Consider the following 18831-nt stretch of genomic DNA (forward strand, 5'->3'; position numbering starts at 1 on the left):
TGATTTACAATTGTGCCCAAGCCTATCGCCAGGAACATCCATGACTGTTATTCCGACTATTGACCTTGTAGATGCGCTCGCTGCTGAATATGCAGATAAATCGCCACGAGAAATTTTAGAACTTGCATTAAGCCAAGAAGGTGAAATCGCGATTTCCTTTTCAGGCGCAGAAGATGTTGTTTTGATTGATATTGCTTCTCGTCTAGGTAAGCCCTTCCGTGTTTTTAGTTTAGATACGGGACGTTTACATGCAGAGACTTACCAATTCATTGAAACAGTTCGTAAGCACTATAAGATCGATATTGAAATTTGTTTCCCAGAGTCTGCTGCTGTTCAGCAATTCGTGACCGAAAAAGGCTTATTCAGCTTTTTTGAAGATGGGCATCAGGAATGCTGTGGAATTCGAAAAGTACAACCTTTACGTAAAAAACTGGCAACTTTGGATGGATGGATCACCGGACAACGTAAAGATCAAAGTCCAACGCGTAGTGAAGTGCCTGTAGTTCAAGCTGATGCAGGTTTTTCTGGTGAAGGCAAGCAGTTGATCAAATATAACCCACTTGCGAATTGGAGCAGTGCTGATGTCTGGAGTTATATCCGCATGATGGAAATTCCATATAACCCTTTGCACGAACGAGGTTTTATTTCAATCGGTTGTGAACCGTGTACACGCGCGGTACTGCCAAATCAACATGAACGCGAAGGTCGTTGGTGGTGGGAAGAGGCTACGCATAAAGAATGTGGCTTGCATGCGGGTAACCTTAAAAAATAATCAATTACAGATTTGGTATATTAAAACCACTGATTCGTCAGTGGTTTTATTTTTCCTGACTCGCTTGTCTAAAGTCATATTTTAACCAGAACAAACAGTATATACTGCGCAGAACGGTTCCAATAATTCTAATAAGAGCTCCTAGAGAGTATCTTAGAAAAAAATGCGATGAGAGGCTAGATCTGCTATGCGCCCACTACACCCCATTGATTTTATCTTTCTCTCGCTAGAGAAAAGACAACAGCCTATGCATGTAGGTGGCTTGTTTTTATTTGAGCTTCCAGAGAATGCGTCACCGACGTTTGTGCACGATCTCGTCAATGAAATTCGCCAATCAAAAAGTATCCCTGTACCGCCATTTAACAATCAACTGAATGGTTTATTCTGGGGTGAAGACAGCGAATTTGATCTCGACCACCACTTCCGCCATATTGCACTACCCAATCCAGGGCGTATCCGTGAATTACTGGTTTATATTTCACAGCAACATAGCTCTTTAATTGATCGTGCCAAACCACTTTGGACCTGTGACATTATTGAAGGCATTGAAGGCAACCGTTTTGCCATGTATTTCAAGATTCACCATGCCATGGTAGACGGCGTCGCAGGTATGCGTCTGATTGAAAAATCACTTTCGCAAGATCCAAATGAAAAGCATGTGGTGCCATTGTGGTGTGTAGAAGGCAAACGAACCAAACGTCTCAAAGCGCCAAAACCACCAACAGTCAGCAAAATCAAAGGTGTGATGGAAGGGATTAAATCGCAGCTTGAAGTTGCGCCTAAAGTCATGCAGGAACTGTCTCAAACCATATTTAGAGAAATGGGCAAAAATCCAGACTATGTCTCGACCTTTCAAGCCCCACCCTCGATTTTGAACCAACGAGTAAGTTCTTCACGTCGTTTTGCTGCTCAATCGTTTGAGCTTGGTCGTTTCCGTCATATTGCCAAATCATTGGGCGTAACACTGAATGATGTGATCTTAGCCGTCTGCTCTGGCGCTTTACGTGAGTATCTACTCAGCCACAATAGTCTGCCAAAGAAACCGCTGATTGCGATGGTCCCTGCATCACTGCGTACTGATGATTCAGATGTCAGTAACCGTATTACCATGATTTTGGCAAATCTGGCGACCCATATTGAAGATCCAATTGAGCGTTTAGAAATTATTCGCCGCAGCGTACAAAACTCAAAACAGCGTTTTAGTCGTATGACTGCCAATGAAATCTTGAACTATAGTGCGGTGGTGTATGGACCAGCAGGTTTAAATATTGCGTCAGGCATGCTGCCTAAACGTCAGGCATTTAATCTGGTGATTTCCAATGTCCCAGGCCCACGTGAACCTTTGTATTGGAATGGGGCGAAGCTCGATGCGCTCTATCCTGCATCGATTGTGATGGATGGACAGGCACTGAATATCACTATGACTAGTTATTTAGATAAACTGGAAGTGGGTCTAATTGCATGTCGTAATGCTTTACCAAAAATGCAAAATCTACTCACCCATTTAGAAGAAGAAATTCAACGCTTTGAACAAGCAATTCAAGATTTACCACAAAAAGTGGCGAATTAATCATTGAGAAAAAATTAAGGGGCTTTCAGTGGCCCCTTATTTTTTGATTGTGCGGCAACGCTGTAGTAGTTGATGGCAGGCTGAACGAATCATTGCCGTGGTAATCTGAACTTCTTTACCTTGGCTGTCTACCATATAACATGTATTTACAGGGTTACTGTCTAAAACATGCTTGAAACCGTGGTTCACTAATCTTTCACTCACATTCATCGTTATATACCTCATATTATTTGCTAAGGGACCCAAAAGTACCTATGGCTCATTTTATGGTTCTAGTATTTAAAATTCGTGATAGAAAGTAAAATTTCAGTTGTAACAAGGCTTAAGCGAAATCTTGTTACAACTTTAAGTTAAAATGATATCGTATTGCTCTTGCGTATATAGATTTTCCACTTGGAATTTAATCACTCGATTCACAAAATGTTCTAAATCCGCGACAGCTGGGGCTTCTGCTGTTAATAGGCGATCAATCACCGCTGGATGTGCAACAACAGTAAAGCCACCCTTGGAATCAAATGCACGGGCATAACGTAATATCTCTCGAAATATCTCGTAACATACTGTCTCTGCAGTCTTCACATATCCCCGTCCTTGGCAGGTTGGGCATGATTCACAGAGCAAGTGTTCCAAAGATTCACGCGTGCGTTTACGGGTCATTTCGACTAGACCAAGTTCAGAAACTTGAGTAATTTTAGTCTTGGCGTGATCGCGTTCCAACATACGATCAAACTGACGCATTACTTCTTCACGGTGCTCAGCTTCTTGCATGTCGATAAAATCAATAATGATAATTCCCCCCAAATTGCGCAGACGTAACTGCCTTGCAATCACTTGGGTGGCTTCCATATTGGTTTTAAATACCGTGTCTTCTAAACTGCGCCCACCGACATACGAACCAGTATTCACATCAATCGTGGTCATGGCTTCGGTCTGATCAATCATCAGATAACCACCAGACTTCAGTGCAACACGCGTCTGCAAGGCTTTCTGGATATCTTCTTCAACGTTATACAAGTCGAAAAGTGGCTTTTCACCCGGATAATGAATTAAACGGTTTTGAATGGTCGGCACAAATTCATCAACAAAGTCACTGAGCTTGGCATGAATCTCACGTGAATCGACATAAATCTTCGCGGTTTCATCACTGGCCAGATCACGTACGATACGTTGTGGCAGGGGTAATTCTTCAAAGATCAGTTCAGCCGTCGCAGCTTCTTTCTGCTTACGTTGAATAAATTCCCACAGCTTACTGAGATAGCACATGTCCTGTGCAATCGCAGCTTCGTCTACCCCTTCGGCGGCAGTGCGAACAATCACACTACCTGGTAAATTATGTTCTGCCTGAATATGTTCAATGATGCCACGTAAACGATCACGTTCATCTTCTGATTCGATTCGCTGTGATACCCCAATATGGTTGCCATACGGCATCAACACCAGATAACGAGATGGAATGGAAAGATCAGTACTCAGGCGTGCACCTTTGGTGCCCAACATGTCCTTCATGACTTGGACGGTCAGCATTTGCCCAGGATGTAATAACTCAAAGACATTTGGAGTCGGCTGCGAACGCGACCACACCATATCGTTAATATGCAAAAAAGCGGTTCGAGACAAACCAATATCGACAAAGGCAGCTTGCATACCCGGCAATACGCGTACGACTTTGCCTTTGTAAATATTACCCACTAACCCACGTTTTACAGTTCGCTCAACGAATAATTCATTGACCGTACCATTTTCAATCAATGCCACACGACATTCCATCGGCGTGACGTTAATCAGCAACTCTTCTGCCATAACAAACTCAAAACTTTTATAAAAATTCTTATACCCGAAAGTGTCAGCGTAGTGCTTTAACCCTTTCTAATAACTGTGCTGTCTCATGCAAAGGCAAACCGACGACATTACTATAACTGCCTCGGATTTGCGGAATATACTGCGCTGCAATACCCTGTATTGCGTATGCACCCGCTTTGCCTATCGGCTCACTCGTGGCCCAATATTGTTCCATGTCTGCATGACTGAGTTGCTGCAACTCAACTTGCGTTCTGACCACAGTACTCAATATTTGAGTCGCAGTTGCCACACAAAGGCCAGAATAGACATCGTGCCATTGTCCAGAAAGTGCCGACCAGATGCTAAAAGCATGTTGCTTTGATTCTGGCTTGCCAATAATCTGTCCAGCAAAACTTAAGCTCGTATCTGCTGCAATTACAATTGCAGCAGGATATTTCTTTAAAACAACTTGCGCTTTATCTCTGGCTAAGCGTTCAACATAATGCTCAACCGCTTCTCCATCATGCACCGCTTCATCGACATCTGGACTAAATATTTCAAAGTCCAAACCCAATTGCTGTAGTAGCTCCTGCCGACGCGGCGAGCTTGATGCAAGAATTATATGCGCCATTTATGTAAACAATAATAAACCAGAGGCCATGCCAATACACTGGTCACAACCGGTTGCCAATGGCGCGCAATCGAAAAATGTGTACCCGCAATGGTCTGACTAATCCACAAGAATGTAATATGTACAACAGCCGCAATCACCGCAATCACCCAGGAATTACCAAAAGTCAAAATACGACGTTCACGAATTAAATAACGGATACCAAAAGTGATGAGTACGAAACTCAGCGCATTTAGACCAAAAGGTGCATCAAGCAACAGATCAGCAAAAAGCCCCATACCAAAGGCAAACCAGACCCCGCACCAGACGGGCTGGTAAAGAATCCAGAACAGCATGACCAAAAGCATGATCGAAGGACGCCATCCTGAAGCCTCATAGGCCATTGGATAAACCATCAATACCGAAGCAATCACAATGGATAAAATAATCATCCATAGTGGGTCTTTGCGTTTTTCATAATTGAGCTTAGCGATCGGCATACGGTTGCTCCTGCGCTAAGGATTCAGAGAAAAGCACCACTACATGATGACCACTGGCAAGTTGAGCCGCTGGTGTGACATCAATTTCAGCAAATTCACCTGAAGTATGACGACTCACTTTAGATACAGTTCCCACTAAATAACCCGCTGGAAAATGTTCGCCCAAACCTGAACTAAACACTTTGTCTCCAACCTGAATATTGGCACTGGTCGGTACATATTCCATCTTAAGCTGACCTAAATCACCTGTACCCGAAACAATCGCACGCATGCCAGTACGCTCTAAGCGCACAGACAATGAATGTTCTTTATCAGACAGTAGCATGATGCGGGCACTATGCGGATAGACATTAATGATCTGCCCCATGATTCCCTTATCATCCAGAACAGTTTGCCCTGTTCTTAAATGATCAACCGCACCACGGTTAATGATAATAATATGGCGCAATGGGTCTGCATCGGTTCCAATCACTTCGGCAATTTGCATACGACCATCAATAATCAATGGCGTATCCAACAGCCCTCTCAAACGGTTATTTTCCGCAGAAAGTTCTGAAAGCTTTTGTAGACGGACTTGTGCTTGAAGGAGTTCAGCTTGCATTGCGGTGTTTTCACGGCGCAACTGAGCTTCAGATTTGGTTTGTTGGTTAAGCCATTCTCGCGACAGTACAGGATAGCTTGCCAGCGCATAAATTGGATTATACGCGGCATACAAGACATCCCTTGCAGGTTGAATTACATAAGGCATGCGCCAATCAAAGAAAAGCACCACCAAGCATGTAATCACCGCAATGACAAATGAGCGAAAAGATGGCGGTTGTCTTGAAAAAAGATTCGGTTGCACCGCCTAGTCCTTATGATTTAACCAACGAAAAGCATGTCGTGGTTTGGATTGTCAAAGAACTCTAATACTTTACCGCCGCCACGAGTGACACAAGTTAAAGGATCATCTGCAACAATTACAGGTAAACCTGTTTCTTGCGCAAGTAATTTATCTAGGTTACGCAGTAATGCACCACCACCTGTCAACACAATACCACGCTCTGCAATATCCGAAGACAATTCAGGTGGCGTTTGTTCAAGTGCAGATTTTACAGCGCTGACAATGCTTTGCAACGGATCAGAAATCGCCTGCGTAATTTCATCAGAAGTCACTGTAATCGCGCGAGGTACACCCTCAGCCAAGTTACGACCGCGAACTTCGATCTCTAGGGTCTTGCCATCAGCAACAGCCATACCCACTTCTTTTTTAATGACTTCGGCTGTCGTTTCCCCGATCACACAACCGTGTGCTTTACGCACATAATTGATGATTTGCTCATCAAATACATCACCACCGATACGTAATGAATCAGCATATACGCAACCCTGTAATGAAATGATTGCAATTTCAGTGGTGCCACCACCAACATCAACCACCATCGAACCACATGCTTGCTCAACTGGCATACCTGCGCCAATTGCAGCCGCCATTGGCTCTTCGATTAAACGTACATCACGCGCACCTGCATTAAATACAGCTTCGCGAATCGCACGACGCTCAACCAATGTCGATTTACAAGGTACACAGACCACAACACGCGGTGCAGGCGGGAACAACCGCTTTTCATGCACTTTGCCAATGAACTGATTCAACATGGTCTCAGTGACTTCGAAATCAGCAATCACACCGTCTTTCATCGGACGAATTGCTGAAATATTCGCTGGTGTACGGCCTAACATTTGTTTAGCATCAATACCTACAGCGGCAACAATTTTTTGTGAACCACTATGGCGAATTGCCACAACAGTTGGTTCATTTAATATAATGCCACGGCCTGGTGCATAAATAAGTGTATTTGCAGTACCTAAATCAATGGCTAAATCCGGCGAAAACAAGCCAATTAGTCGTTTTAGAATCACGGGGGCGTTCTCAATTAAACTTTGTGTGAATACAAGGTGGCAACTTTAACTAAATGTGATGATTTGAACAAGTCAATCGCTTATTATAACGCACGATATTTTGAAATTTTTTAATACTGAATTAGGTAAAGTTATGTCTACATCATCAGATGCTCAGCAGACAACAGACTTAAATGCGCAAACGGTCTCGCAAATTGCACACCTTGCACGTTTATCTCTCAATGACACGCAATCTGCTGAATATGCTCAAAGTTTAAATAAAATCCTTGGCATGATGGAAAGCTTGAAAGGCATTAATACCGATGATGTTGAGCCTTTAAAGAGCCCATTTGACAACCCGCAACCCTTACGCGCTGACGTTGTGACTGAAAGCAACCATCGTGATGAATATCAAGCGGTCGCGCCTGCTACAGAAGCAGGTTTGTACCTCGTACCTCGCGTAATTGAATAAGTTTTATTCGATTAGTCAATATTTTATATTTAGAATGTAAAGAAATTTTTCATATGACAGATTTACATCGCTTATCAATCCGTGAACTCTCTGAAGGCTTAAAAACAGCCCAATTTTCATCACGCGAATTGACTGAACATTATTTAAAGCGTATTGCCCAAATTGACCCAAAAGTAAAAAGTTATGTGACGGTTACCGCAGAACAGGCGCTTGCTGAAGCGAATGCGGCCGATGCAGCACTGAAAGCAGGCAATGCACACGCGCTGGCAGGTATTCCCCTTGCCCACAAAGATATTTTTTGTACCCAAGGCATTAAAACCACTGCGGGTTCAAAAATGCTGGATAACTTCATTTCACCTTATGATGCAACTGTGGTTGCAAAAGCCAAAGCTGCGGGTCTCGTGACTTTAGGTAAGGTGAACATGGACGAATTCGCCATGGGTTCAACTTCTGAAAACTCTTATGTCGGTGCAACGTCTAACCCTTGGGCACTGGATCATGTTCCGGGTGGTTCATCAGGTGGTTCTGCAGCAGCCGTCGCGGCTGATCTCGCGCCGATCGCAACAGGAACTGATACAGGTGGCTCAATTCGTCAACCTGCTTCATTCTGCGGCTTAACGGGTTTAAAACCGACCTATGGTCGTGTGTCTCGCTTCGGTATGATTGCTTATGCATCATCACTCGATCAAGGCGGTCCAATGGCACGTTCTGCGGAAGACTGTGCTTATTTGATGAATGTGATTGCTGGTCATGATGCAAAAGACTCGACTTCAATCAACAAAGAAGTGGACGATTACGTTGCTAACCTGAATGGCACAGCGGTGAAAGGCTTACGCATTGGTATTCCAAAGCAATACTTCAATGTGGCAGGTTTAGACGCTGATGTAAAAGCACGCGTTGAAGAATCGTTGAAAAAGCTTGAAGAGATGGGAGCAATCTTAGTTGAGGTTGACCTTAACATGACTGAAGCTTATGTGCCGACGTACTACTTGATCGCACCTGCGGAAGCCTCTTCGAACCTGTCACGTTTTGACGGTGTACGTTATGGCTACCGTTGTGAAAACCCAGTGGACTTGATGGACTTGTACAAGCGTTCACGTTCAGAAGGTTTTGGTGCTGAAGTACAACGTCGTATCCTGATTGGGACTTATGCCCTTTCTGCGGGTTACTACGATGCCTACTATGTCAAAGCACAAAAAGTACGTCGTTTGATTCAGCAAGATTTCCTCAAGGCATTTGAAAATGTCGATGTGATTGCTGCGCCATCTGCACCAACCACAGCTTACAAAATCGGTGCAAACCTCAGCCCGACTGAAATGTATTTAGGCGATATCTATACCCTTGCAGTGAACTTGGCAGGTCTACCAGCCATCAATGCACCTGTTGGTTTTGATAAAGACAGCCTACCTGTGGGCTTACAGTTGATTGGTAACTACTGGTCAGAATCACAATTGCTTTCGATTGTGCATCAATATCAACAAAATACAGACTGGCATACCAAACGTGCGGCAATTGCTGAGGAGAATGCATAATGACTGAAGCTCAAAAGTTGAAATTGATTGACGGTTGGGAAGTCGTTATCGGGATTGAGATCCACACTCAGTTGGCGACCAAGTCTAAAATCTTCTCAGGTTCATCGACTGAATTCGGTCAAGACCCAAATACACAAGCCAGCCTTGTTGATTTGGCCATGCCGGGCGTATTGCCAGTATTGAACGCAGAAGTGGTTGATCTTGCAATTCGCTTTGGTTTGGGGATTGATGCGTATATCGACCAAGCCTCTGTATTTGCACGTAAGAACTACTTCTATCCAGACTCGCCAAAAGGCTACCAGATTAGCCAGATGGACAATCCGATTGTAGGCTTGGGTCATATCGACATCCAGCTTGAAGATGGCACTGTGAAGCGTATTGGCGTGACTCGTGCCCATCTTGAAGAAGATGCAGGTAAATCGATTCATGACCATTTCGAAGGTATGTCTGGTATCGACTTAAACCGTGCGGGCACGCCATTGCTCGAAATCGTGTCTGAGCCAGATATGCGTTCGGTTGAAGAAGCGGTTGCCTATATCAAGTCGATTCACACGCTCGTGCGTTGGTTAGGTATTTCTGACGGTAACATGGCAGAAGGTTCATTCCGTGCTGACTGTAACGTGTCGCTGCGTCGTCCGGGTCAACCTTTTGGTACGCGTTGCGAGTTGAAAAACCTCAACTCATTCCGTTTCATTGAGCAAGCGATCAATGTTGAAATTGAACGCCAAATGGAAATCTTGGAATACGGCGGCACGATTGATCAGGAAACTCGTTTGTTCGATCCGAACAAGATGGAAACCCGTTCAATGCGTTCGAAAGAAGAAGCGAACGACTACCGCTACTTCCCAGATCCAGACTTATTGCCAGTAATTATTGCTGATGAGCAGATCGAAGCGGCACGTGCTGCCCTTCCAGAACTGCCTAAAGCGCGTCGTGCACGCTTTATCGCTGACTTTGCTGTGACTGAGTACGATGCGCATGTATTGACGCTGTCACGCGAAATGGCGGACTTCTACGAAGCTGTTGTGGCTGCTGCTGGCGGTGCAAAGCAAGGTAAAGTTTCTGCAAACTGGGTGATGGGTGAATTCTCAGGTGCTTTAAACAAAGCGGGCCTAGAATTGGCGGACTCTCCTGTTTCTGCTGAGCAGTTAGGCGGCATGATCGCGCGTATTGTCGACAATACCATTAACGGTAAAATTGCAAAGCAAGTGTTTGGCTTTATGTGGGAAGCAGAAGGAAAATCTGCGGATGACATCATTGCTGAAAAAGGCTTGAAGCAAGAAACCGATACAGGTGCGATTGAAGCGATTATCAAAGACGTGCTTGCAGCCAATGAAAAAATGGTTGAAGAGTACAAGTCTGGTAAAGAAAAAGCCTTTAACGGTCTGGTTGGTCAAGTCATGAAAGCTGCAAAAGGTAAAGCTAACCCAGCTCAAGTGAATGAATTAATGAAGAAATTGATTGGTTAAACTGATTTAATTTCAAAAGAAAACCCGCTTTAGAGCGGGTTTTTTGGTTTTTATAGGATAAAATATCTGCACAATAAATTTTAAACTAAAACGGACATGATTATTCAACTTATGAAAAATAGATTACTCCTGAGTGCCTGTTTGCTTTTGATCAGCAATTCTAATTTTGCACAAACCCCTCAAATCCCTAAAGCCGATGCTGATGCTATTTTCAAAGCGGCAGGTTTTACAAAAAGTAAAAAAGGCTGGAAAAGTGATTGCTCAGTCGGTGAAATTACAACTTACGCCGATTTAAACGGTGACGGCTTAAAGGATGCTGTTGTTTCAGATTACGGCACCATGTGTTATGGCAATACAGGGGTTGGTTACTATGTTGTAGCGCAACAGAAAAATGGTCAATGGAAAACCATTTTAAAAGAAGCAGGTATGCCTGAGTTTTTAAAAACAAAAGGAACAGATGGCTGGCCTGATATTGAGAATGGTGGGCCTGGTTTCTGTTTTGAAGTTTTACGCTGGAATGGTCAAGCCTATAAGGTTAATCGCTACGAATATGAAGGCAAGGCTTGTGAGTTATAACGAATAAAGTATCAAGCCAATGAACTAAGAAAAAGTTGCTTGGTTAAGTTAAGCTGATCTCATTTCAAAAAACCCGCTTTAAAGCGGGTCGGCTTAGAAATATTTTGTAAATATAATTGATGCTATCACTCCAGCTAAAATATTAAGACATAAAACTATAGTTTGTGTAAATAAAGATTTAAGCATACTTGGTTGAGCATTTGAGATTAATTTACTATCAGCTGCATTAAAATTAATGTAGCTAATATTTCTATAAGAATCAACAACTTGCTCTAACTTATTACCAAAGATATTGGCAATAAAAAGCATTATTAGGAAATAACAACCAAAATTAATTAAAAATATCGCAAGACCATTGAAATCACTAATTCCTAAATTTAAACCAAGCTTTGTATTAAAGATAAAAGCCACAAGACTAATAACAATAATCTTTGAAAGAACGGTAAAATAATGAGAATATTGTTGCAAAAAATTAAAAAGTGAATTTAATTTACCATCAGAAGAGTTAGATGTATTTACCCATTCTTCAATTGCTTTCACAAAAGGGATCGTTACGAAATAGCTCTCATATTTCATAGAAAAATCTAATGTTGGCACCATTTTCAGAACATTTGAATGAAGATGTTTTGGAACATTATTTGATTTGGATAAGTCTTCTTCAATACCTAGTTTTGATGAAACCTTTATAGTTATCTCATAATTAGAAATCTCTCCTGTAGTAGAATTTTTCAGACAAAAACCATACTCAATGATTATCTGTGTGGTAGCATGGTCTTGTGAGGTTGCATTATTTTCAAATGATTGAAAATTCAAAAATGATTGGGACTCATCGTTCACTCTCAATACAACAATTTTAGTTTTTGTTTCAATACACTGATAATGATCTTGTGTTGACAGTTGAACTATTTTGAAATACAAGCTTTTAATTGAATTAAAATCAATTAATAAGCTATTAAAAAATTGCTTATTAATTTTTTGATTTGATTTCACTATTTGATCATAAATTTCTTTGTATGTCCCCAGAGTTATTAATTCTCCTGATGGTGTTTGTACCATTTGGTTATCATTAGTCATTTCAGGTAGAATTGACATATTTACCCCCTTTGAATGAAAAATGAATTTATAACATAGTAGCTTTCAAAAAAACAATTAAAAAAACAAAACCACAAGGCTTAAAATATTACTACTAAATCAAACAAAATTATTTACTTTAAACTATATTTTCTATTTTTAAATTTAAACCCACCAACTATTACTCATTATTTAATTAAAACCTAAGCTATTAGCTACATATCCATTTAACCAATATATTCCAAAGAAAATTAAGAATCTTATATTATAAAAAGCCAGTAGAAACATTCCTTCACTGCCCTCTTAACACACCCAACTTATTCCAAATATCTGGCGTTAAAAAAGTCGTGACCAACTTATTTAAATCAATATAACGCAAGGTGCCTTGCAACTGCTGTCTAACTGCTGGATCTTTAACAATATCCTGCCCTGCACTCTGACCTAACTGCTGAAAAGCCTCTCCAACAGCCTTAATACCTTCAGCCTGAATCACTGCTTTGGTTTGTGTCGAACACTGCTCCACAATCACACGCTGTAACACCTGAGCCAACTTCTGATCCAACTGGGTTTTCTGCTCAGGCGTAACATTACTAAAAGACTTTAAATCAGGATGTGCTGCCAAAGCGCTAAAAGTCCATTGCAAAACCGTAGTCTTATCCGCTGCTGTTGTGGCTTTCACTAAACAATCACTCAATTGATCGACTGTTGGCCCTGCCATTGCCACTTGGGTTGTGCCCAACACAGCCGCAGCCATCAACACAGAACGACTCAAATGAGAAAATTTACGGCGGGTAGAAGTATAAACACGAGACATAAGCACAGTTCCAAATTGCAATCTTTCCCTTTGTATCATGCTCTGTCTAGATCATCTGTTATGACGCTGTAAATTGCGTAAGTCCATGCCCTTAACACTTTGGCAAAATGTAAAAGCGTTCATGGTTGTAAATTCTCAGCCTGCACCTTCATAATCCCATTCTTCTGGAATATTCGGCTGCTCAGGTGCTTTATTTAGATCAATATTCAGATTGCGGCTGCCCTTAAATGATTTCTCACCCGAATCTGACGCAGGTGATACATCCAGACTGTAGCGATAACGGAATTGCCATAACATCGGCTTGATCGGACGAATATCTAAACTCAAACTATCTTCATCATGGCACTTGCCCTTAGAGTTTTCATAATCCTGTTCGGAGAAACAGGCCCGAATCATACGGCTAAAATTAAAAGGATAGTTTTCAATAAAGCGATGCGTTTTACCTGAATCCTTTAACTCATAAAAGCTGGCCCGTTCAATTCCAGCCCCACCACCTGAATACATTTCTGAAAAGGTATCAATCACTGCAACCGCATAACGGTTTTGATCCATTGGAAACAGTTTAGGAAAAATATATTGGCTAGATCGTGCCATTTCTTCCGTAGCCGCCAACTGAATACGCCACTGCTTTAACAATTTAAAACCTGTGCTCGATGTCGCAAACTGGGCAATATTTCCCTCAGATAATAACCATAAGGTTTGATCTGGCGTTTTCAAACTCTGCAATTGTGTGCGCTGCTGACATAGCTCTTTGACTTGTTCACAGAGTTGCGTCTGTTCCGTTGCACTCAGTTGCCCCATTTTAAAGTCAAGAATCTGTAAAGGTGCAGCAAAAACAGATGCACTAAAATAGGCAGATGCACCTATTAAAATTATTCCACCTAAACCCATCTTATATTTAAGCATTGCGTTTCCTTAGGCTATTTTTATACTCATAATATTATTTGACGATTGCTTCAATCTGATCAAGTTCCCACACTCCACCCGCAGCAAGACCTCGGCACATCCCTGTCCAGCGATCTAGCGTATGTACAAACTTCTGCCCATCCCAAACCCATTCATCACTCGACCAGCAATCACCGATACCACGCCCTTTCTGCGAACTGCTGAGAATCCCATTATAAAATTCAGAGGAATGTTCCGTCACAAAAGTAGCTTTATTCGCCAGTGACTCATCCAATACCCATGCACCATAACCTTCGTTATATGCACCTCGCCAACATAGCGTGACGGCCAAAACTTTTTTATTGGTCAATTTATAGAGATCAATCGCTTGAGGTGCTGTTTGATTACCATCATAAACCCCTTCACAGAATCCTTCTTTTTTAGGCACTGGCTGATTCGCCATCAAGTTTTGATAGAGTGCAGCATAGCGTTTATCGGTTGGCCGCAAGGTCAGATAAGGCTTACTGGATGTTTTGATCTGCTTGACGCTGAATTTGGGTTGAGCGGCCAATACCGTCGACTCATCTGCCTTGCCCTTTTTAATCAAAGCGCCCACTGTGCCAATACGTTTTTGAAAATCATCCATTTTTAGCAATACCGCAGTCATTCCCTTATCTGATATTTGCCAATGTAGATTGGCATTTTTAAACACGATTTCGGTCTTTTTCTTGGATTGCTGTAATAAGGCATTGACTTGATTTGTAGAGAGTTGTCCCATCAGTGGGAATTCTGTTCCATCAACGGACACTTGCCCAAAGTCTTTGCCATTCACATAGAAATGGAGATTTTTAAGCTTTGCTGCTGGCATAGAAGGTTGTTCAAAACGAGCCAATGCAAATTCAACCTGTACAGGCTGTCGTACGCCTGCATGACGGGTCAATAACAGCGATGCAGGTTCATCATCACTATATTCATTGTAATAACCTGCTGCTCGGCAAGTGCCTGTATTGCTACAGTAAATTTCCCAATCTTCATGCGAGAATGAAATGCCTTTAATATCTTGGGCAAAAGCACTAGAACTCAGGACAATAAGGGAACAGGCTGAAAGAATCTTTTTCATAAGACTTATGCTCTAGGCAAGGTAACCAAACAACTAAACTCAATGTCAGGTTCCGATCACTAATTTTTTAGATATGACTTATTTATTGTTCAATCATACGCCACTAATTTTTTTATTATTATACCAAGCATAAAAAATTATTGTGGGTTCACATAAACCATAAGAAGATGGCAATCATTTTAAGTTTAAGAATTCATCACAAAAAGTTCCCATTGATTCAGTTTTCAGTCCAACCCCTCCCTTCGCAATAATAATTCCATTAGCGTCAGTAAATACACGAAGTAAGCAAGTGTAATAGGTCGGAGAATTATAACCAACATCTCTATATTGATCTTCATAAATTGGTTGAGCAGCAACAACTCCTTGACCTGCTGAGTACAATGTAGTCACTTTAGTACCTGCATACTCACTCCCCGTCTTTACAAATTTATCTCGAGCATATTTCTGAATCGTCCATGTATGCATATAAGTTTTCTCTTTAGATAACACATCTTCTACTGACTCATGTGGTGCTCCTATTTGAGCAACCAATCCATTTAAAGGATGTCCAATTTGCTTCTTTAGTAATGCATTTGTTTTATGATCCCCATAACCTATACACCCAACCACTAGAAAGCTGATAAGAAATATCGAGACAATCATGCTAAGCATTTTTTTCATCGCAAACTCTTCATAAAAAGATAACACTCATAGTAATTGTTTTGTTCAACCCCACTCAAATTCTGTAATTAATTTAAATAAACCATTAAATTAAAATTAACAAAAAGAATAAAAAATGATTTATAGCGTGAAATACACCATTTAAACCATCATGTGATTGGTTCAGTTAAAGCTAATATAAATTTAGAAAATGCACTTATCTCAAACAATATGTTAATTTTGATCCAAGCTCGGATACTGAATTAAAAAATGAAAACATTAATCTCTATTCTTACTATTTTATTCGCATTATCAGCCACTTCAACTCATGCAGAGGTCAGCACCTTTAAGCCCATCTTTCCCAAATTTTCAAATACCGCGCAAGAGCGAAAAGCCGAAAACCAAATTTATGCCTTGGGTGAAGTGTCCTTTGCCAACGATGTCCGTGTTCCCTTTTATGGAGTGACTGCGCTGAATCCTGCCGATGAAGGCTTATTAAAAGACTTTAAAAGCTGTACAGCCAAAAGCTGCCATTTCGATTTTAAGCTGGATACACATCAGGCCAAGCAACTCAAATTAGTTGCGCTACCTGAAATTGGTGCAGTACTTGTACCCAAAGATTGGCACGATGTGGAGGCAAGTGCAGGTGCAAATGGTACGGGTTCAGCCCTACTGATGAGTCCAAATCAGAAACAGGCCATAGAATTATACGATTCATCCTTCTGTGTCGGTTGCGGTATGCCCAATGCCACGCTTTACTTTCCCAATCTGTTAAAAGAGAGTATTGAAAATGAGTTTGGTGGCTATAAAGATCCACAAAAACTGGTGACCGTGGTGCATCCTTCCAAACAAGTGGCTTTCTTTAGCTATCAAATCCCAAACCTGAATAATAAAACTCATGGCGTCGCGAAATACCATGACGAGGACACCTTCAATTTTAGAGAAATCATCGTCACGCTGGATAAATCACAACAGCACTTGGTTGGGCCGATTTTAAACTTCTATCACTTTAACCATTGAGCCGTTTCAAACCGCTTGACTGGCTTTGAGTAGACTCAAGAAATGCTCAACCCGAACACTATTGCCTTTGGCACGGCAAATTGCATAGATCGGGGCAATACAGGGCTTTTTCGCTTCTAGCGGTTTGTACACAATTTGCTTATTCCAGAAGTCCTGAATTGAGGCTGGAACAATTGACAGCCCAATCCCCGCTGCAATCAGATTCAGGCTCGAAGTTAAACGAGGAGCTTCCTGCACAATGTTGGGGTTAAAGCCTGCCTGATAGCAATTTGCCAAAATATTATCAAACAAGTCTTGCCCCGCAATACGGCGATACAATACAAACTCATACGGCTCTAAATCGACTAGGCGGATTGATCCCGCTTGCTCAGCCAAAGGATGATTACTCGGCAAAGCGACAATCAAGGGCTCATCCAGTACATGAATGCTTTGTACTGCGGCATGAATCGGTGCAGGTTTACGTAGAAAAACGATATCCAGTTTTTCATTGATCACCGCATCGGTTAAAGCAGTACTGCTGTCTTCCTCCAGATGAATCGCCACTGCAGGAAACTGCTCCCTGAATTGACGCAAGAGTGCAGGCAAGAAAGGATGCAAGCCTGCGGAGTTGGTAAAGCCAATATTGATCTGACCTTCCAAGCCTTGCGCAATGTTTTTGACCCGTTTCGGAATCGACTGAGCATGCGCCAAAATGGTAATCGCTTCCTGATATAAAGCCTTACCCGCTTCCGTCACCTCCACACCTCGAGGCAAGCGTTTAAGCAAAGCCGTATCCAGCTCTTCTTCTAGACTTTTAATCAATCGGGTCAGTGGCGGCTGTTGCATATGCAGTCTAACCGCAGCTTTGGAAATATTGCTTTCTTCCACCACAGCAACGAATGCATTGAGTTTATGAATATCAATCATACATACTCTAAAAGTATAGATAACACCAAAAATAGCATTTGTGAATATACCACAAATCTTTCATGCTATAGCTCACAAGGTTGAACAGAAAGGTAGTCCAATGAAAGCCCAAGCCCTATCAATAGAGAGTGAACCACTAGCGACTGCTCCTGATTGTAAGGCACTTTTTACGGGATTTATGAAATTGGGATTGATGGGTTTTGGTGGCGTGCTGCCACTGGCACATCGCATTATCGTTGAAGAACATAAATGGATTGATGCTGGCAAATTTACCGACTTACTTGGCGTGTGCCAACTATTACCGGGCGGTAACATCATCAATATGGCCGTTGCCATTGGTATGGAATTCCAAGGCGTGAAAGGTGCGATCAGCTCAGTCCTCGGTTTAATCTCTGCCCCGACTGCAATTGTACTGATCATCTATCAGGTCTATGAGCATTTCCAGTACCTCCCCGCAGTCAAACACATGATTCAAGGTTTGGCCGCTGCCGCCGCAGGCTTGCTATTTGCGACAGGATTTAAGATGCTCAAGCCAATTTTAAAAAGCTATCTGACCATTTTCACCATTGGCCTGACTTTCGTGTTTATGATCTGGATCAAGCTGCCGTTGGCACTGACTTTAGCGATTCTACTGGGCATTAATATGCTGGTTCTAGGAGTAAAAAAATCATGATCTTAGTTACTCTTGCTGTCGTTTTTACTCAGCTTTCGCTACTGGCTTTTGGGGGTGGTAATGCCATCCTGCCTGAAATGCAGCACCAAGTGGTAACGGTGCATCAATGGATGAGCGCAGAACAGTTTAGTTCGCTGTTTGCCATGGCTCAGGCTGCCCCTGGACCCAATATGATGATTGTGCCTTTGGTCGGTTGGCATGTCGCAGGTCCAGCAGGTTTATTGGTGACGTCGTTGGCGAAGTTCGGTCCATCTTCAATCATCACCATTTATGCACTGAAATTCTGGGAACGCTTTAAAGCCAATCCATTACGGGCACGTTTTGAAAAAGCGTTGAAACCGATTACCGTGGGTTTGGTTCTGGTCAGTGCATGGTTGATTGCCGATGCTTCTGCACAAAATCTGCTCTTGGTCATCATCGTGATTTTGACAGCGATTCTCGGCATGTTTAAAAAGATTCATCCGCTTTGGGTCATGGCCGCAGGAGCAGGGCTTGGAATCGCCTTCCTTTAAAAGGGCAAAAAAAACCTGCTGAATGCAGGT

General features: G+C 42.1%; 21 protein-coding genes. 9 read left to right on the top strand and 12 right to left on the bottom strand.

Translation table 11 applies throughout. The features are described from left to right. Positions 1–40: 40 nt before the first annotated feature. Together NG55_RS15795 and NG55_RS15800 are read left to right on the top strand one after the other, a co-directional pair. Positions 41–772 carry a phosphoadenylyl-sulfate reductase gene (locus tag NG55_RS15795; protein WP_016541419.1) on the top strand — a complete coding sequence of 244 codons (732 nt, stop codon included), beginning with the start codon at positions 41–43 and terminating at the stop codon, positions 770–772. 187 nt (positions 773–959) lie between these two features. Next, a complete protein-coding gene (locus NG55_RS15800; RefSeq protein ID WP_016541420.1) occupies positions 960–2342 on the top strand; it encodes a WS/DGAT/MGAT family O-acyltransferase in 1383 nt (460 codons plus the stop codon). A 36-nt stretch (positions 2343–2378) separates the two neighbouring features. Here NG55_RS15800 and NG55_RS20900 read toward each other — a convergent pair whose 3' ends face one another. The 6 genes from NG55_RS20900 to NG55_RS15825 form a co-directional block, all read right to left on the bottom strand. Further along, a complete protein-coding gene (locus tag NG55_RS20900) occupies positions 2379–2552 on the bottom strand; it encodes a PA1571 family protein (RefSeq protein ID WP_004775299.1) in 174 nt (57 codons plus the stop codon). 135 nt (positions 2553–2687) lie between these two features. After that, complete coding sequence (gene rng, locus NG55_RS15805; RefSeq protein ID WP_065343767.1) at positions 2688–4142, bottom strand: ribonuclease G; 1455 nt, start codon at positions 4140–4142, stop codon at positions 2688–2690. A 43-nt stretch (positions 4143–4185) separates the two neighbouring features. Then, on the bottom strand, positions 4186–4752 hold the full coding sequence (locus tag NG55_RS15810; RefSeq protein WP_065343768.1) for a Maf-like protein: 567 nt from the start codon (positions 4750–4752) through the stop codon (positions 4186–4188). Continuing rightward, positions 4740–5231 carry a rod shape-determining protein MreD gene (gene mreD, locus NG55_RS15815; protein WP_016660178.1) on the bottom strand — a complete coding sequence of 164 codons (492 nt, stop codon included), beginning with the start codon at positions 5229–5231 and terminating at the stop codon, positions 4740–4742. The genes NG55_RS15810 and mreD overlap by 13 nt, the downstream gene beginning before the upstream one ends. Continuing rightward, positions 5218–6075 carry a rod shape-determining protein MreC gene (mreC, locus tag NG55_RS15820; protein ID WP_004652307.1) on the bottom strand — a complete coding sequence of 286 codons (858 nt, stop codon included), beginning with the start codon at positions 6073–6075 and terminating at the stop codon, positions 5218–5220. The genes mreD and mreC overlap by 14 nt, the downstream gene beginning before the upstream one ends. Before the next feature lie 17 nt (positions 6076–6092). Continuing rightward, positions 6093–7133, bottom strand: a complete 1041-nt coding sequence (locus NG55_RS15825) for a rod shape-determining protein (RefSeq protein WP_004652309.1) — start codon at positions 7131–7133, stop codon at positions 6093–6095. A 133-nt stretch (positions 7134–7266) separates the two neighbouring features. On the opposite strand from NG55_RS15825, the gene gatC reads away from it, so the two are divergent. The 4 genes from gatC (at position 7267) to NG55_RS15845 (ending at position 11161) form a co-directional block, all read left to right on the top strand. Then, a complete protein-coding gene (gene gatC, locus NG55_RS15830; protein WP_004652310.1) occupies positions 7267–7584 on the top strand; it encodes an Asp-tRNA(Asn)/Glu-tRNA(Gln) amidotransferase subunit GatC in 318 nt (105 codons plus the stop codon). Between the two features lie 53 nt (positions 7585–7637). Next, positions 7638–9116 (top strand): Asp-tRNA(Asn)/Glu-tRNA(Gln) amidotransferase subunit GatA, encoded by a 1479-nt coding sequence (gene gatA / locus NG55_RS15835; RefSeq protein ID WP_065343769.1) that lies wholly within the window; start codon positions 7638–7640, stop codon positions 9114–9116. After that, complete coding sequence (gene gatB, locus NG55_RS15840) at positions 9116–10585, top strand: Asp-tRNA(Asn)/Glu-tRNA(Gln) amidotransferase subunit GatB (protein WP_065343770.1); 1470 nt, start codon at positions 9116–9118, stop codon at positions 10583–10585. Before gatA ends, gatB begins: the two co-directional genes overlap by 1 nt. A 96-nt stretch (positions 10586–10681) precedes the next feature. Then, positions 10682–11161: a hypothetical protein gene (locus NG55_RS15845; RefSeq protein WP_065343771.1), complete on the top strand. Its 480-nt coding sequence runs from the start codon at positions 10682–10684 to the stop codon at positions 11159–11161. A 93-nt stretch (positions 11162–11254) separates the two neighbouring features. On the opposite strand, the gene NG55_RS15850 is transcribed toward NG55_RS15845, so the two are convergent. From NG55_RS15850 to NG55_RS15870, 5 genes are all read right to left on the bottom strand, one after another. After that, positions 11255–12253, bottom strand: a complete 999-nt coding sequence (locus tag NG55_RS15850; RefSeq protein ID WP_065343772.1) for a hypothetical protein — start codon at positions 12251–12253, stop codon at positions 11255–11257. 271 nt (positions 12254–12524) lie between these two features. Then, a complete protein-coding gene (locus tag NG55_RS15855; protein ID WP_065343773.1) occupies positions 12525–13046 on the bottom strand; it encodes a hypothetical protein in 522 nt (173 codons plus the stop codon). A gap of 135 nt (positions 13047–13181) precedes the next feature. Continuing rightward, complete coding sequence (locus NG55_RS15860) at positions 13182–13952, bottom strand: hypothetical protein (RefSeq protein ID WP_065343774.1); 771 nt, start codon at positions 13950–13952, stop codon at positions 13182–13184. A gap of 34 nt (positions 13953–13986) precedes the next feature. Continuing rightward, complete coding sequence (locus tag NG55_RS15865; RefSeq protein ID WP_065343775.1) at positions 13987–15051, bottom strand: DUF1176 domain-containing protein; 1065 nt, start codon at positions 15049–15051, stop codon at positions 13987–13989. Between the two features lie 174 nt (positions 15052–15225). After that, complete coding sequence (locus NG55_RS15870) at positions 15226–15711, bottom strand: hypothetical protein (protein WP_065343776.1); 486 nt, start codon at positions 15709–15711, stop codon at positions 15226–15228. A 249-nt stretch (positions 15712–15960) separates the two neighbouring features. Between NG55_RS15870 and NG55_RS15875 the strand changes: the two genes are divergently transcribed. Then, a complete protein-coding gene (locus NG55_RS15875; protein ID WP_065343777.1) occupies positions 15961–16710 on the top strand; it encodes a DUF4850 domain-containing protein in 750 nt (249 codons plus the stop codon). A gap of 6 nt (positions 16711–16716) precedes the next feature. Here NG55_RS15875 and NG55_RS15880 read toward each other — a convergent pair whose 3' ends face one another. After that, complete coding sequence (locus tag NG55_RS15880; protein WP_004652327.1) at positions 16717–17616, bottom strand: LysR family transcriptional regulator; 900 nt, start codon at positions 17614–17616, stop codon at positions 16717–16719. A gap of 100 nt (positions 17617–17716) precedes the next feature. Here NG55_RS15880 and NG55_RS15885 point away from each other — a divergent pair, with 100 nt between their 5' ends. Together NG55_RS15885 and NG55_RS15890 are read left to right on the top strand one after the other, a co-directional pair. Beyond that, entirely contained in the window at positions 17717–18289 is a 573-nt protein-coding gene (locus NG55_RS15885) for a chromate transporter (protein WP_004652328.1), read from the top strand. Beyond that, positions 18286–18801, top strand: coding sequence for a chromate transporter (locus NG55_RS15890; RefSeq protein WP_005322602.1), 516 nt, complete (start codon positions 18286–18288; stop codon positions 18799–18801). The genes NG55_RS15885 and NG55_RS15890 overlap by 4 nt, the downstream gene beginning before the upstream one ends. Positions 18802–18831: the final 30 nt, after the last annotated feature.

The sequence above is a fragment of the Acinetobacter gyllenbergii genome (genome assembly GCF_001682515.1).
GTDB lineage: Bacteria > Pseudomonadota > Gammaproteobacteria > Pseudomonadales > Moraxellaceae > Acinetobacter > Acinetobacter gyllenbergii.

Excerpts from the sequence above, each read along its gene's own strand:
- NG55_RS15795 (WP_016541419.1), top strand. The coding sequence starts at position 41 with ATGACTGTTATTCCGACTATTGACCTTGTAGATGCGCTCGCTGCTGAA.
- NG55_RS15800 (WP_016541420.1), top strand. The coding sequence starts at position 960 with ATGCGCCCACTACACCCCATTGATTTTATCTTTCTCTCGCTAGAGAAA.
- NG55_RS20900 (WP_004775299.1), bottom strand. The coding sequence starts at position 2,552 with ATGAATGTGAGTGAAAGATTAGTGAACCACGGTTTCAAGCATGTTTTA.
- rng (WP_065343767.1), bottom strand. The coding sequence starts at position 4,142 with ATGGCAGAAGAGTTGCTGATTAACGTCACGCCGATGGAATGTCGTGTG.
- NG55_RS15810 (WP_065343768.1), bottom strand. The coding sequence starts at position 4,752 with ATGGCGCATATAATTCTTGCATCAAGCTCGCCGCGTCGGCAGGAGCTA.
- mreD (WP_016660178.1), bottom strand. The coding sequence starts at position 5,231 with ATGCCGATCGCTAAGCTCAATTATGAAAAACGCAAAGACCCACTATGG.
- gatC (WP_004652310.1), top strand. The coding sequence starts at position 7,267 with ATGTCTACATCATCAGATGCTCAGCAGACAACAGACTTAAATGCGCAA.
- gatA (WP_065343769.1), top strand. The coding sequence starts at position 7,638 with ATGACAGATTTACATCGCTTATCAATCCGTGAACTCTCTGAAGGCTTA.
- gatB (WP_065343770.1), top strand. The coding sequence starts at position 9,116 with ATGACTGAAGCTCAAAAGTTGAAATTGATTGACGGTTGGGAAGTCGTT.
- NG55_RS15845 (WP_065343771.1), top strand. The coding sequence starts at position 10,682 with ATGATTATTCAACTTATGAAAAATAGATTACTCCTGAGTGCCTGTTTG.
- NG55_RS15850 (WP_065343772.1), bottom strand. The coding sequence starts at position 12,253 with ATGTCAATTCTACCTGAAATGACTAATGATAACCAAATGGTACAAACA.
- NG55_RS15855 (WP_065343773.1), bottom strand. The coding sequence starts at position 13,046 with ATGTCTCGTGTTTATACTTCTACCCGCCGTAAATTTTCTCATTTGAGT.
- NG55_RS15860 (WP_065343774.1), bottom strand. The coding sequence starts at position 13,952 with ATGCTTAAATATAAGATGGGTTTAGGTGGAATAATTTTAATAGGTGCA.
- NG55_RS15865 (WP_065343775.1), bottom strand. The coding sequence starts at position 15,051 with ATGAAAAAGATTCTTTCAGCCTGTTCCCTTATTGTCCTGAGTTCTAGT.
- NG55_RS15870 (WP_065343776.1), bottom strand. The coding sequence starts at position 15,711 with ATGAAAAAAATGCTTAGCATGATTGTCTCGATATTTCTTATCAGCTTT.
- NG55_RS15875 (WP_065343777.1), top strand. The coding sequence starts at position 15,961 with ATGAAAACATTAATCTCTATTCTTACTATTTTATTCGCATTATCAGCC.
- NG55_RS15880 (WP_004652327.1), bottom strand. The coding sequence starts at position 17,616 with ATGATTGATATTCATAAACTCAATGCATTCGTTGCTGTGGTGGAAGAA.
- NG55_RS15885 (WP_004652328.1), top strand. The coding sequence starts at position 17,717 with ATGAAAGCCCAAGCCCTATCAATAGAGAGTGAACCACTAGCGACTGCT.
- NG55_RS15890 (WP_005322602.1), top strand. The coding sequence starts at position 18,286 with ATGATCTTAGTTACTCTTGCTGTCGTTTTTACTCAGCTTTCGCTACTG.